The organism is Mycolicibacterium austroafricanum (genome assembly GCF_902705885.1).
GTDB classification, from domain to species: Bacteria; Actinomycetota; Actinomycetes; order Mycobacteriales; family Mycobacteriaceae; genus Mycobacterium; species Mycobacterium vanbaalenii_A.
Genome location: NZ_CACSIP010000007.1, coordinates 1 through 12,861, shown reverse-complemented (window position 1 = coordinate 12,861; position 12,861 = coordinate 1). Strand labels below are relative to the sequence as shown.

At 64.5% G+C, this 12,861-nt stretch carries 12 protein-coding genes; 9 read left to right on the top strand and 3 right to left on the bottom strand.

The window, feature by feature from the left end:
- Positions 1-668: 668 nt before the first annotated feature.
- Together BEMPMBAN_RS06145 and BEMPMBAN_RS06135 are read right to left on the bottom strand one after the other, a co-directional pair.
- Positions 669-1,067, bottom strand: coding sequence for a hypothetical protein (locus tag BEMPMBAN_RS06145; protein ID WP_133259164.1), 399 nt, complete (start codon positions 1,065-1,067; stop codon positions 669-671).
- Positions 1,068-3,551: 2,484 nt separating this feature from the next.
- The gene (locus BEMPMBAN_RS06135) at positions 3,552-3,839 is read right to left on the bottom strand and encodes a hypothetical protein (RefSeq protein ID WP_068920385.1); all 288 of its coding nucleotides are present in this window, start codon (positions 3,837-3,839) and stop codon (positions 3,552-3,554) included.
- A 140-nt stretch (positions 3,840-3,979) separates the two neighbouring features.
- Between BEMPMBAN_RS06135 and BEMPMBAN_RS06130 the strand changes: the two genes are divergently transcribed.
- The 3 genes from BEMPMBAN_RS06130 to BEMPMBAN_RS06120 are packed head-to-tail and all read left to right on the top strand — an operon-like array spanning position 3,980 to position 6,483.
- On the top strand, positions 3,980-4,306 hold the full coding sequence (locus BEMPMBAN_RS06130; protein WP_068920386.1) for a hypothetical protein: 327 nt from the start codon (positions 3,980-3,982) through the stop codon (positions 4,304-4,306).
- 58 nt (positions 4,307-4,364) lie between these two features.
- Entirely contained in the window at positions 4,365-6,116 is a 1,752-nt protein-coding gene (locus tag BEMPMBAN_RS06125) for a PPE domain-containing protein (protein ID WP_083129135.1), read from the top strand.
- A 37-nt stretch (positions 6,117-6,153) separates the two neighbouring features.
- Positions 6,154-6,483 (top strand): hypothetical protein, encoded by a 330-nt coding sequence (locus BEMPMBAN_RS06120; RefSeq protein WP_068920388.1) that lies wholly within the window; start codon positions 6,154-6,156, stop codon positions 6,481-6,483.
- A gap of 1,291 nt (positions 6,484-7,774) precedes the next feature.
- Here BEMPMBAN_RS06120 and BEMPMBAN_RS06115 read toward each other — a convergent pair.
- Entirely contained in the window at positions 7,775-7,990 is a 216-nt protein-coding gene (locus tag BEMPMBAN_RS06115; RefSeq protein WP_112558942.1) for a hypothetical protein, read from the bottom strand.
- 1,009 nt (positions 7,991-8,999) lie between these two features.
- Here BEMPMBAN_RS06115 and BEMPMBAN_RS06110 point away from each other — a divergent pair.
- From BEMPMBAN_RS06110 to BEMPMBAN_RS06085, 6 genes are all read left to right on the top strand, one after another.
- A complete protein-coding gene (locus tag BEMPMBAN_RS06110; RefSeq protein ID WP_159229544.1) occupies positions 9,000-9,968 on the top strand; it encodes an EspK C-terminal domain-containing protein in 969 nt (322 codons plus the stop codon).
- A gap of 136 nt (positions 9,969-10,104) precedes the next feature.
- A complete protein-coding gene (locus BEMPMBAN_RS06105) occupies positions 10,105-10,686 on the top strand; it encodes a hypothetical protein (protein WP_083129131.1) in 582 nt (193 codons plus the stop codon).
- A 203-nt stretch (positions 10,687-10,889) separates the two neighbouring features.
- Complete coding sequence (gene vapB / locus BEMPMBAN_RS06100; protein WP_068920390.1) at positions 10,890-11,111, top strand: type II toxin-antitoxin system VapB family antitoxin; 222 nt, start codon at positions 10,890-10,892, stop codon at positions 11,109-11,111.
- Positions 11,102-11,533, top strand: a complete 432-nt coding sequence (locus BEMPMBAN_RS06095; protein ID WP_068920391.1) for a PIN domain nuclease — start codon at positions 11,102-11,104, stop codon at positions 11,531-11,533. Before vapB ends, BEMPMBAN_RS06095 begins: the two co-directional genes overlap by 10 nt.
- Positions 11,534-11,690: 157 nt before the next feature.
- Positions 11,691-11,978 carry a hypothetical protein gene (locus BEMPMBAN_RS06090; protein WP_083129130.1) on the top strand — a complete coding sequence of 96 codons (288 nt, stop codon included), beginning with the start codon at positions 11,691-11,693 and terminating at the stop codon, positions 11,976-11,978.
- 312 nt (positions 11,979-12,290) lie between these two features.
- A partial coding sequence (locus BEMPMBAN_RS06085; protein WP_234897315.1) for a DUF4226 domain-containing protein occupies positions 12,291-12,861 on the top strand: 571 nt, incomplete at its 3' end.

The window sequence follows — 12,861 nt, the reverse complement described above, 5'->3', positions numbered from 1 at the left end:
ATGCCGCTGGCAACAGTTAGCTAGCGCGGCTTACGTCACAGTGACGTTAGTAACGAGTATGGAGCGATGCGAGCCTAGTGCAAAGCGATGACGTGGCCCTATAGCGCCTAACCCGTTGCCTACCGGTGTGCGACGGAGGATTTTGATAGCGAAGCTGTTTAGGTACCAACCGAGAGCGAAATCGGGGGGGAACCTTCTGCTGGGGTGGGGGGTCAACGTGGCCAGAGATGGGGACGCACGACTTGCTGGTTGAGCGACCGATGGTCAAGCGCCTCCAGCGCCCCATGCGGCGAGGTTGGCGGCCCGGAGGCGTCCACACCGGCGGTGTCCAGCCCCAAGGTCGCCCCGATCATAGTTCGGCCGATCCGGGGGGGCTCCGGGCGAGACCTGGGGCCCCGTGCGCGACATGATCGAAGGTTGCTGATCCTCGATGCCCCGGCGCCCGCACGGGGGGGAGGGCCGGACAAGCTCTTCGGTCGCTTCCCCTCGGTTCCCGTCCGCCCGGGACGCCCGAAGAGCAATTCGACCGCCATCGACGGCTTATGTCAGCCTGCCGTCGGTGGGTGGCCAGGTCCGCACGCAACGAGTCGACCTGCAAGCGGAGGGGCCAGGCCTTGGCTGAGCTGGAGGTGAACCACCCACCTCAGCGTGGCGCTTGGTTCGCGTGGCTACAGCCGGCCGAAGTCCCATCTGCACAAAACTAGGCCGGTCGACCCGTCTGCGGCGACTTCTGGTCTCGCCGCAAATCCGTTCATCTGGAGCGTCCAATAGTGGGAATTCTGCGGTGCGTAGTCAGCAGCGCCAGGGAGCGCTATCAGGGATGGCAGCGACCAGAGCATCCGGTCCGCAAAGAGTCGACCGGCTGGCTCGTTCGCGATGAACTCCGCGACACCCAGAACGGCGGGCCGTAGTCGTATGACGGCATCGCGGGTCGGGTCTTCGTGGCGCGCGCGAACAAGTTCGCCTGACTCGACCCACGACTCCCAGAGGGTCACGACTTCATCGATGGGCTGGTCCAAGAATGCGAGACAAAACGGCATCCCGACGGCGATCACGATGGTGTCCACTGTGAGACCCCCTTTCCCCATTTAGCATTTAGCTTCTGGCGCTCATGCTCGCACAGGCGTCCGACAAGCCCATTGCGCAGTCGCATGCCCTCGCCTCGTGATGGTTTGGGCACGTCTATCTCCAAGGGCCGCGTATCGTCACTGTGACGGTTTCGGCGGGGCTGCTGCGCGTCGAGTGAGCAGTGTTGCCCCCATGATGGTTTCGATCAGGCCGATCGCGTGATCTTCTAAACGTTCGATGTCCTCTGGAGGTCCGGTGCGCAGAACTGACTCCAGGTAGTCCTTAGTGTCAGCGAATGCGTTGTACGGCGGAGATGATTGGTCTGCGTCGCCTCCCGGTGCGCTCGCAGCGGCGAAAGAGACGTCCGCGTTTTTCAGGCGTTCCCGGATATCGAGCCATTGTTGCCATTGCGCGCGTTGTTCACGGTAGGTCTGTTGGCGTTGTTCTCGTAGGTGGGGGAGTTGATGTGCTTCGGCCAGGGTGTGGGGGGTGATTGGCCCTGGCCCAAGCATTTTGGGCGCTGTGGCTGCGATGAGTCCGTGGATTTGTAGTTGGCGCACCGCGTCGTCTCCGGTGCTTCGGGATACCGCAGCGGCGGCGTAGATGTCTTCGCGATGGGTCAGGCCGTGGTGGGCGATGAGTTCGTAGATTCGGCGTAAGTGGTGTCCCAGGATGTGCCATATGTCGTGGACTGCTTCGATTCGTACACGCTCGCAGTGGTGGTTGAGGCCTCTGATTACGTTGTTCTGGCTGGTCAGAGCGTAGTAGTCGGCCTCTAGACCCATGTGGCTGCGCACGAGGACGATCGGTGATCCTTGACGGTCCCTGAGATCTCGCAGGACTCGCCACACAGCGTCGGGGCTGAGTAGCCCAGCGCCGAGGGAAAGACTTCGTCCTCCGACCCCTACCACCCAGGTTCCCGTGCTTTTGTCGCCGGCTTTGAGGGCGTGCACGGCGAGAGTTTGCAACACAGCGTGCACGGTCCAGCGGTAACGCTGCCCAGCATATTCAAGGTCGGCCCATCTGAACGCGTTGGCCAGCCAGTGGCGTAGCTCGGGGGGGCCTGTGAACCCGCTCTTGTGAGTAGCTGTTGTTAAAGAACCCCCCTGTGGGTACTTCTGCTTGTGCTGCGGGCGTCGGTATAGAAGGGGGTTTGCGATGAGCCAGTCGAAGGCGCGGTCGATGTCGCGGAGTAGGGCTCGGTCGGCGCCGTGGCCGTAGCGTTTGTAGGCGTGTCCGAGGCCGTCGTGCCATGGGCCGTCGGGGGCGATGAGGTCGCGCAGCGTTGCCGCGGTGTGGCCGCGGTCGAGTGCGGCCACGACGGTGGCGAAGCGGGCTTCGCTTGGACTTTTCCAGTGGGGGCGATCGGTGGGGGCGGTGTCGCCGCGGGTGGCGAAGGCGGCGATGCTGTCGGGTAGGGGGTCGGTGCGGGTNTAGGCGGGGGTGAGGCGGCGGTCTTCACCTTCCCCGGTGGTGTAGCCGGCCGCGCTGGCGTCGTGTGGCTCCTCGGGAGGTGACGGGTCTGGGGTGGCGGGTTTGAGCATGCCGAGGAGCTGGTAGAGCCGGGGGAGCATGCCGGGTTCTGAACGCTCGATGAAGGCTGCTCGGGCGGCGGTGAGGGTGCCATCGAGATGGCGGTAGCCGCCGCGTTTGGNGAGGGTGCCGGGCAGGCTGATGCAGCCTTGGGCGGGGTTGAGGGCAGGAGCGATGTCCAGGGTGGGGAGGTGGCCGGCGAGCACGCGCATGAGGGCGGTGACTTCGGGCAGTGAGGCGGTGGTGCCGATGGCGAGGGGGCACAGCAGGTGGCGGCCGCCGTCGTCGGTGTAGTCGGTGACGACGCGGGCACCGCAGCGGATGAGCCAGTTTTCGGCGGTGCGCAGGTCGCGTTCGACGGCGGCGGCGTCGCCTCGGCTTGTGTCGAAATCTAGCGCTAGAAGGACGGTTGTTGCGTTTGCTGAGTAGAGGTACACGGCCGCTGGCTGAGTGGGCCATTTGGCGGTGAGTTTGGCGGTCTGGGAGAACTTGCCGGTATCGGGGGTCCACAGGCGCATTTGGTGGCGGCCTGGAGCCGCAGCTAAAGGTGCCAGACCAGCCCATACCTCGGCGGGGTGCACCTCTGCGGGAGTGGTGTGTAGCGCAGCGCTCATAGTGGCCGCGCATCACCGGCCGCGGGGCGGGTGGGTAGCTGGCCAGTGGGGCTGATTTTACGAAGATCACGATTTGCCAACGCAGCCTGTGCCGGGTCTGGCACAAGGTCTGGATATGCGCTATCGTGAGACGAGTCCATCAAGACTAGTCCCTTCCAGAGGGGATGTGGATATCGGTAATCCGAACCGAAGCTGCACACTTCGGTTGAAACCGGGACAGAGCCCCTTCGGGGGCTTTTGTCATTTCCGGGGGTTTACCGCGATCCGGTATTCAGATGTTCGGGTGTAGCCCCTGTTAGCCGGCCACGAGGTTTCTTTAGTCAGGGGCTGGGTGTGTTACATCGCCAGCGGCAGGCCCTCCTCGCGTCGGCGGCCGTGGGTGCGCCGCAGCTCTGGGTTGTCCAGGGCGCGGGCCAGGATCTGGGCGACGTCTTCGCCGTCGAGTTCGCGCATGAGTTCGGGGTGGCCAACGATGGCTGCTAGGAGGTCGGCAACCCACTGGGACATGGGTATGCCGTCGGCTCCGTACTGACCGCTGTTGGCGGCCACTGCGTCGTAGACAACCCGATCGACGCGGGGTCCGAGTTGCGCTCGGTCGCCCTTGTGTGTGCTGCGAATCGCCATAAACTCAGACTCTTTCAGACCGGAGCGGTGCTAACTGTTAGCGACACGCGGAAAGGGTTGCACTTACTCAGACGTACCGTACACAATGAGTCAGTACGTGAACAGTTCTATACATTCATGTGTGACAGGAAGGTGCTCAGATGGCCAACAGCGGCGGCGAAGCAATCGCCCTCGACACCGACGCGCAAGCACAACTGGCGGCGCAGTGGGAGGAGTACGCAGACGCGGTGGAGGCCAGCGGCCAGCCACCTGTGCAGCCCGAGGCGCTGCGCGAACAACTCGGGGCGATCTACGAGCCGTTCGTGCAGTCCAAAGCTGGAGAGAACCTGGCCCGCCAGCAGGCGTATCAGCGGGTGGCCGCCGAAGCGCGTGCACACGCGGCCAAACTGCGCAACCATAAGATCGGCTTTGAGCAGCACGACGACGATGTGGCTCGGCAGATCTCGGCGATCACCGGCAACGGCTAGGGCCCGCGCGGATAGGGGTGGTGGCGGTGCGATCCGATAGCGGAGCGGGGGACTGGTAGTGGCGAAGGTGGCTGTTGATCCGGGGGCGCTGGCATCGCATGGCCGCGCGCTTGCCGGTCACGCGCCGGGTGCGCAGTGCTCCCAGTGTCAGCCGGCCGCCTCCGATACCGTGTCCACTGCGGTGGCCGCGTCCTTCACGGCGTGGGCGAGCGGGCTGGACATGCTGATCACCCATGCAGCCTTGCAGCGTGCCGCTGGCGGTCTCGCAGTCGATCTCACCGGGGCAGCGTTGCAACAGGGCGACCAGGAGGCCGCAGCGCACATTGCCAGCGGTGGGACAGCCCCCACGGCCAGCGCAGCGCCGAACCTACCCCGCGAAAGTGGCGGGGCGCCGTCGTTACCTGTGGCGCCGCCGGTGCCGGCGGTGCCTGATCCGAGCACCGGGGAAGTGTGGTCCCGCACGATTCACGGCGGGGCTGGTGCTGAGCCGCTCAGGACGCTGGCAGGGCAGCTACGCACAACGGCCCAGAACCTCGCTACCGTCGCAGGAGACATCGAGCGGACCGGCGCGGGTGTCGATTCCGCGTGGGATGAGGGTGATCAGCCCGCCGGGGAGAAGATCCGGCGTCACGCACAGTGGTTGAACAGCGCCGCTGACTATGCCCGACAGCTCGCAGCATCGGCTGAGACCGCCAGCGCAACCGTGGAGACGGCGCGGAACGAGACGCCCACACCGGAAACGTTCACAGCGCTCAACGCGCAGTATCGCAAGGCGCAGCAGACGTACGCCTCCAGCGGTGGGACTGTGACCGAACCCTTGATGACCGCGACGACAAAACTTCAAGAGGCGAAAGCCGAAGCGCTGGCGGCACAGACACGTTATGCGGCCGCGGCCAACGTCGACAGCACGACAGCACCTGACCCACCGCCGGCCCCGCCGCCCATCGTCGGTGGCGGGCCGTCGAGCGCTGACCAGGACAACAACAACCCGGCCGAGACCAGTGCTGACAAGAAGCGAGAGGGCGCTGACAAGGACGGCAAAGGCGAGGGGTCCGACAGCGAGGAGGATGCAAAGCTCGCCGCCGATTCCACCGAGCAGCAGCCCCTGGACTCCAGCAGCGGCACTGACGAGCCGGGTCCACCCCCTGCCGAGGCGAAGCCCCCGGTCGAGCCGCTGGCGTCGGCTGTCGATCCGGCTGCGAACACTGCCGGTGAAGTGATGGGCACGATTCTGGGCACAGTCGGTCAATCCGCTGGAGCGGCATCGGGATTGATGCCCGGCAGTGGTGGCGGTGGACTTCCCATGTCGGCACTGTCAGGGCTGCCGTCGATCCCAGGCCTAGGTGGAGCTCCCTCGATGAGTCCGCCCGAACTGGGCTCTGAGGAAGACGATTTCGATTTCGAGGACACGTTCGGCACGACCCCAGCAAGTTCTGGCGGCAGTGGCGGTGGCGGTGGCGGTGGTCTTCCTGCGGCTCCGTCGGTGTCGTCGCCTGCTGCTGCGGCTCCTGGTATTGCGGCGATGCCACCAGCTCCACCCACGGCTGCCGGATCAGGTGCTGCTGGCGGCGCGGGGGCACGTATGCCGATGGGCGGCATGATGCCGCCGATGATGGGCGGCTTGGGTGGCGGCCAGACCGGCGAACGAGATAGAGATCTCCATCCAGATCGACGGGTGGTACACCGGCACCCTGCCAATACCGAGGCAGTGTTCGGTGAGTTGGAGCAGTTGAGGAAGCGTCCAGGCCGCCGCAGGGCGGCCGCGACTCAGGAGGAAACAACCGGTGACAACGCCCACGACGACCGCTAACCCAGCGGCAGCGGCGGCTCTCAAGGCCAACGACGCGATGCTGGGACTGATCTATGACTGGATCGAGGAAGCCGAAGAGTTCTTGTCCAGCGGCGACGATGACGACGACGTGATCGTGGTCCACGATTCCCGCGGCAGGTTGATCGACCTCGATGTGCGTGAAGGCCTTCAACGTGAACTCACCGTGGATGAACTCAACGATCAGATCAACGCGGCCCTGGGCGACAACGCTGAACGTGCCCGCAAGGGAATCGATGCCATCTCCGAGCGCCTATTTCAGCGCTGCGCTGAGCTGATCCCCGAGGAACTTCGCAAACATCCTGTTGCTGACCAGCTTTCAGCAGCCATGAAGGGGCAGAGGGGATAACGATATGCCAGCAGTAACACCGTCGGGTGGCTCGGGAGATCTCATCAAGGTCGACCCGATTGCTCTGCCTGCATCTGGCGCGACGACCGGCGCGGAGGCCGCAACAGTCGCTGCTCGCGGCGCCACCGGAGCTGCGCAGGGTGTCGGGAGCTTGGCCAGCGGGGCGGCACAGCCCGATGGGGTTTCACTGGCAATCAATGCCATCACCAGCACATGGCCCGCCCAACGTACGACGTTCTTGGCGGACATGAGCCGGGCGGCAAGCACCGTTGCCACCGGGGACGTCGGCAGCGCGACACAGTTGGAAACGCAGGACGCTGAGAACGCAGCAGACATAACGGCCGTCGCGCCGGCAACGATCAGCGTGTAGACCAAAGTGGGTGGGCGTTGGTAGGCTGTAGACAACCGTTATCGGGATCGCCGCAGGGAGGCGCGACAACATGAACCACCCAGTGATGCACGACATGCGCACCAATCAGCAGTACAGCGCTGCCCCTCTGCCTCCTGCTCCGGGCCAGTATGGCGCGCTACCGCCGACACCACGGCCTGGAGAGGCTCTGCCGTCCGCATCATCGCGACGTCGACCTTGGCTGATCCCAGCTGGCGTTGCTGGCACCGCAGTAGTCGCACTAATCGCTGGCGTGACACTGGGAGCTGTCTTCGCGAGCAGCGGAAGTGACTCCGGGGCCAGCGACGCTGCGCCGACCGCAGGCCTACCAACCAATGCGCCGGGTGGTGTCACCCCGTCAGCGGCGGAAGTACACGCCCAAGACGTGTCCCTGTGCACCAGCTACGCCATCATCAATAGCGCCATTCCCAGGCCTGATCGAGTTGGCTCTGACCTTCTTCCCGCGGTGACCGCTCTGAAGGTTGCACTGGCCGAGAATCCTGACGCCAGCGCACCTGTGAGGGTTGCTGTCACTGACATCGCCTCGGTGTACCAAGCCCGTGTTGCGGAACATGGGAAGGTCCGTACCCGTGGGCTGGCTGAGCCCCCGCCGTACAGCTTGGATGCAGAAAAGAACGCCGTGGACCAGGTGTGGACGGCCTGCGGTTTGGATGAAGAGTAGGCCGGAGAGGTTTCAATGGCGGCGGTAGTCGGAAACGCAGGGGACATACAGCGGCCGTCAGGGCGAGCATCGTCACTGACTGTCCTACCTTATTGGCCGTCCATCAGCGAAACTGATTTGCAGGCACTGGCCGACGACGAAAGAGCCATGGCCACATCGGTATCCGGATACGCCGACACCGTGCAAAATGAGATGACCAAAGGCGCGAGCCTACTGGTAGGTCAGGGCGGCGAAGCCCGCATCGCGCTGATGCGCAAAATGGTCAACCACGCCGATGGCGGCGCCAACCACTTCAAATCCACTGCAACGGCAGCAGATTCATTCCGCGCAATCGTCTCCGGATTGAAGACCGACCTCAGCCGCGTCGCCGACGCCGCAGCCGAAGCATGGGACACCGCCCAATCCAGCGGCGGCACCTCGGCCGCAGTGTCAGCCATGGCCCCGTTCAAAGCCGAAGCTGCCAGCCTCTACAGCACCGCACTCGAAGACATCGCCGCCACACCCGCCGTCCTACCCATCCCCGAAGCACCAGTCGGCGAAACACCCGACGCACCAAGGGATAACGTCGCAGAGCCAGCCAGCAACACTGAGCAAAAAGAAGCTGACGAGAAGCCGGTGCCAGATTCACCCGGAGAGGAGGCCCCCGCAGACGGTGATTCTGCGGGGAAGGATGGTGGCGACGTAAAGCAGCTCGGTACCGAACCGGACGGCACCGCAACCGACGTCCGAGAGACGACGGACGGATCCCCCGTCGCACCAGGAACCGCGACCGGGCTTCCGTCTACTACGACAGGGCTGCCAGCGGCAGGATTGCCGATGGGCGGTGCAAGTGGCGGCTCTGCGGGTGGGGGCATGCCATCGGCGGGTTCGGCGATGGGTGGTTTGCGGCCGCCGCAGATGCCCTCCGGGCTCAGCAATCCTTTGGGCAGTGGGGGCAAGTCACTGTCGGATGCGTTCACTTCGCCTGCGTCGGCAGCAGACTCGCTGGGTAGTGGCGGGTCATTGACGAGTGCGGCGTCGAGCTTCAATTCGGGGTTGGCGTCGGGTATTGGTTCTTCGGGTGCGGTGTCGCCGCCTCCGTTGGAGAAGTTCGTAGCCCAGCATCCGGGTGCGGCGCCTGCGGTGGCAGCTCCTTTGCAGGGTCCGGTGCAGCCGTCGGTGGCGGCTGCTGGTGGCGGTTCTGCGGGCCCTGCTGCGGGACCGATGGTTGGTGGTGGCGGTGGTATGCCGATGATGGCGCATCCGCCCGCGGCTGGAGGTTCCGGTGGTGGCCCGCTGGCCCCGTTTGTTCCGCCTGGGGGTGGGTCGGCGGCGAGCCCGACGGCTGCGGGACCGACGGCTCCTGCGTCGGCGGCGGCCGCGCCGGCTTCGGCGGCACCGTCGGGTCAGCAGGGCGGTGCCGCTCCGGTGATGGCGGGCACGTCGGGTGCGGCAACAGCAGCGAGCATGCCTGAGCCCGAGGTGAGCGCGGACATGATGTTGGCTCGGCAAGTGATCGACGGGTTGGTTCGCGGTACCGATGCCGCGTGGAACACGATCGATGCCGGGTTTGTGAATTGGGCTGTGGCCGTTGTGCGTACGCATCTGGGTCCGCAGCTTGTCATTGGTTCTAGTGCTGGTGGTGGGGTGTATGTGCCTGCTTCGGTGTTCGTTCCGACGACGGCGCGGTTGGCCCCCATTGATCCTGCTTTGCCGTGGAGTTGGGCGTCGGGGTTTTTGGGTTGGCGGCGACCGGCGGATCTGTTGACTGCGCATGCGGATGTGTTGTCCGACAGAGTATCTGGGGTTGTGCGCAGTGCTTTGGTGACCACTGCGGAGGGTCCGCGTCCGGCGGGGTGGTCGGATTTCGAGACGGTGACGCTGCGGTCGATTTTGCACTCGCCGGGGTCTGTGCCTGTGCTTGATGGTGCTCATCAGCATCGGTTGGCGACGATTGATCCGGCGCTGGCTCAGCAGATTGCGTCGGTGGGCTCGGGTCCGGCGTCGATATCGGTGGCTGCGGTGATCACTCGGAGTGTGGTGGAGTCGGCGGTGGCCACGGCGGGTGCGGTGGGCCCGGATGGTCCGGTGCGTGGCGCGGATGGACCGATTCACGTTGCCGAGGCGGCGGACCTGACGTTCTTGAATCAGCTGAGCCAGGGCGCCGTGGACTGGGATTCGTACGATGCCGAGGTCGCTCAGCGTCACGACGGCAATGCGACCAGTCCGCATATGAACGGTCCGCTGGATCTGGATGATTCGGCGGACTCGCTGCGTCAGCGTCTGCTGTACATGGCGTTCTATCGGACGGCGTTGATTGCGGAGCTCATTCGTTTCTGGCGGCAACCGGCCTCGCCGGCGTTGGCCGATATCGTGTACTGCGCGGTAGCGGCGGGCTTCAAGCCTGTCGTTACCTCAACGTTGAACTCGATCTGACGATCTGCCCGCCATGAAATGGCGGGGAGCGGTGTGCAACTGTTGGGCGCTGTCTTCCGTAAACCTGGAAATTAGTGGTTCGGCACGAGTGGCGATCCCGGCGAACCTGCTCCTTGGACCGATACCGTCACCGCCCATGAGTCCGTTCGATGCCTGGATTGATGAATCGGGGTCTAATCAACGTGTTGATCCCGGTACGTACATCCTCAGCGCGGTCATCAGCGAAGCAGGCCGTGCTGAGCATGCGCGGGAGGCGATGCGGGCGCTGCTCGTAGGGAGTCGACATCGCAAGCTGCATTGGCGCGATGAGGACCGCGGCCGGCAGCGCACGATTGCCAAGACCGTCGCAGGGCTCGACGTTGAGCACCTCGTGGTCGTCCGATCCCGGCCTGGCATCACCGAGCACCCGGAACGTCGGCGCCGGATCTGCATGGAACTGCTACTGCCCGAGCTGGTGGCCTTGGGTGTCGCGCAGGCGATCGTGGAATCCCGCGGCCCCAAGGACGACCGGGAGGACCAGCGCACCTTGGACTACCTGCGGCGAAAGCGCGCTCTAGGGGGTCGGCTGCATCTCGATCACGTTGGCGGCCCCACTGAGGCGATGCTGTGGATACCCGATGCTTGCTGTGGCGCGGTGACCCAACTCCGCAGCGGCGACCCCGAGCACTTCGGGATCATTGAGTCGAAGGTAACCATGCTGGAAGTGCCCCAGAAATGACGCGGCCCCAGGCCCTGTCTTCCGGCAGGAACTCCTGGGGTCCACTTCCGATGACACCACGATGCATCGGCTCACCAGTAAGTCTAGGTAAACCGCACCAGCCGTGCAAGGCTGCTGTACTACACGCGTACGGCTGGTGCCAGCTCTGGTGTGGTGTTATAACTGGCGGTCAGCGACCCGATATCTCGGGATATCATCAGTGTATGAGTGATGTCTTGATTCGGGACTTGCCAGATGACGTGTTGGCTGGCATTGATGCGCGGGCGGCCGAGGTGGGCCTATCGCGCGTTGAGTACATTCGTCGGCGCCTTGCCCAGGATGCGCGGGTCACCCGCAGTGCGGTCACGCGCGATGATCTCCAGCGCCTCGAACAAGCCGTTTCCGGCCTCGCCGACGCAGAGTTGATGCGTGGGGCGTGGGGGTGAGCGAATGGTTGATCGACAAATCGGCCTTGGTGCGACTTTCGTACAGCGACGATGTGGACCAATGGGTCACCCGCATCGAGCGGGGGATGGTTCGGATCAGCAACATGACGCGACTCGAAATCGGGTACTCGGCTCACTCGGGCGAGGTCGGACGCCGCGAATTCCGGGAGTCACCGCTGGCTGCGATGCCAGTCGAGTATTTGACACCGAGAATCGAGGACCGCGCGCTAGAAGTCCAGTTGCTGCTTGCCGATCGGGGGCAGCACCGTGGGCCGTCAATTCCGGACCTCATCATCGCCGCCACCGCGGAGCTCTGCGGGCTGGCGGTCCTGCACGTCGACAAGGATTTCGAGACGATCAGTGCGATCACCGGGCAATCTACGGTCCGGCTGGCACTGCCTGGTGGAGCGGCGCCCGCTTAGCTCATTGGAGGACGCCGCCTGCCGGTGTTGAAGTTGGAGATGGGCATGCACGCTGTCACACAAAGTTGATCACTGATTGTTCACGTGATTAGTCAGTATGTGTAATATGTCTATCAGTGCGTAGAGCGGCGCAGCGGCGTTGGCCGGAAGGGGACCGATGACCAAGCATCTGAGTTCGCAGACTGATGAGCTGATGTCGCAGGTGGCGGCGACCGCTATGTCGTCTCGGCGGTCTGTGGTCGTGCGTGTCAATGCGATGGGGTTTGTGCGCTATGTGGCGTTGAGCAATGAAGCTCGCCAGTGGGATTCGGTGACGCTGAACAAGCGGTGTCGGGCGGTGGCTGCGGTGGCTCATGATCGATGGTTGGCCAACCATGGGGTTTCTGATGGGACGTTACCGACGCTGGAAGCGGTTGCCGCTGCCGAGCGTGCATTGAACTTCTAGTCGCGTAAGGAGCGATGCATTATGTCGTGGGACGTGTTCGGTTTGGCGATTAACCAGGTCGTGGGGAACGCGTTGAAGGCGTTCGCGGGTCCGGGTGCTGTTCCGTTAAGTACCGGAACGGGGGCCGCTCCATTTCCGCTGGATTATCCTCAGCAGCCGCCTGTGCCGGCTCCTCCTGGTCCGGTTCCGAGCCCTCCGCCTGCACCTCCCGGTCCGGAAGGTCCACCTACGACGACCACAACCACACAGGGTCCGCCCGGTGCGCCGACCCCTCCTGTGGGGCCGCCACCGCCTCCTCCGGCTACTCCTGAGGTGGGTGACGGCGGGCCGGCTGCTGAGGCGGCGAAGGAGAATGCCCGCAAGATTGGCATGATGCTGGAGACCCTTCATGATCTGGATTCCGCCGGTATCAGCGCCGATGAGATCGCCGCGGCCGGGGAGGCCGGTCGTGCGGAGCTGGAGAAGATCAACGCTGATGTGCAGGCCAAGATTGCCGAGCTGAAAGCCAGTGGTGCGCTGTACACCCCGGAGGGGCAGCAGGCCCTGATGGACTACAGCAAGACGCGGCTGGAAGAAGCGCGTGGGGTTATCGAGAAGGCCGCGGCCGAGGCTGAGGACAAAGCCAAAGACACCGACAAGAACACCGAGGCCTATGAGGGTGTCGGTGGCCAGGGTAGCGGCAGCGCTGACGGCGGTGCCGGTGGTGGAGAGGCTGGCGGCAGTGGCGGCGAGGCTAAGCCTGCTGAGGAGCCGGTGGCGGCGGCTGGGCAGCCGGGTCTGGGTATGGGTGGCATTCCTGGTATGGGTATGGGCGGCGGCATTCCTGGGCTAGGTGGTGGCATTCCGGGGTTCGGCGGCGGGGGTTCTCCGTTTGGTGGTGGGG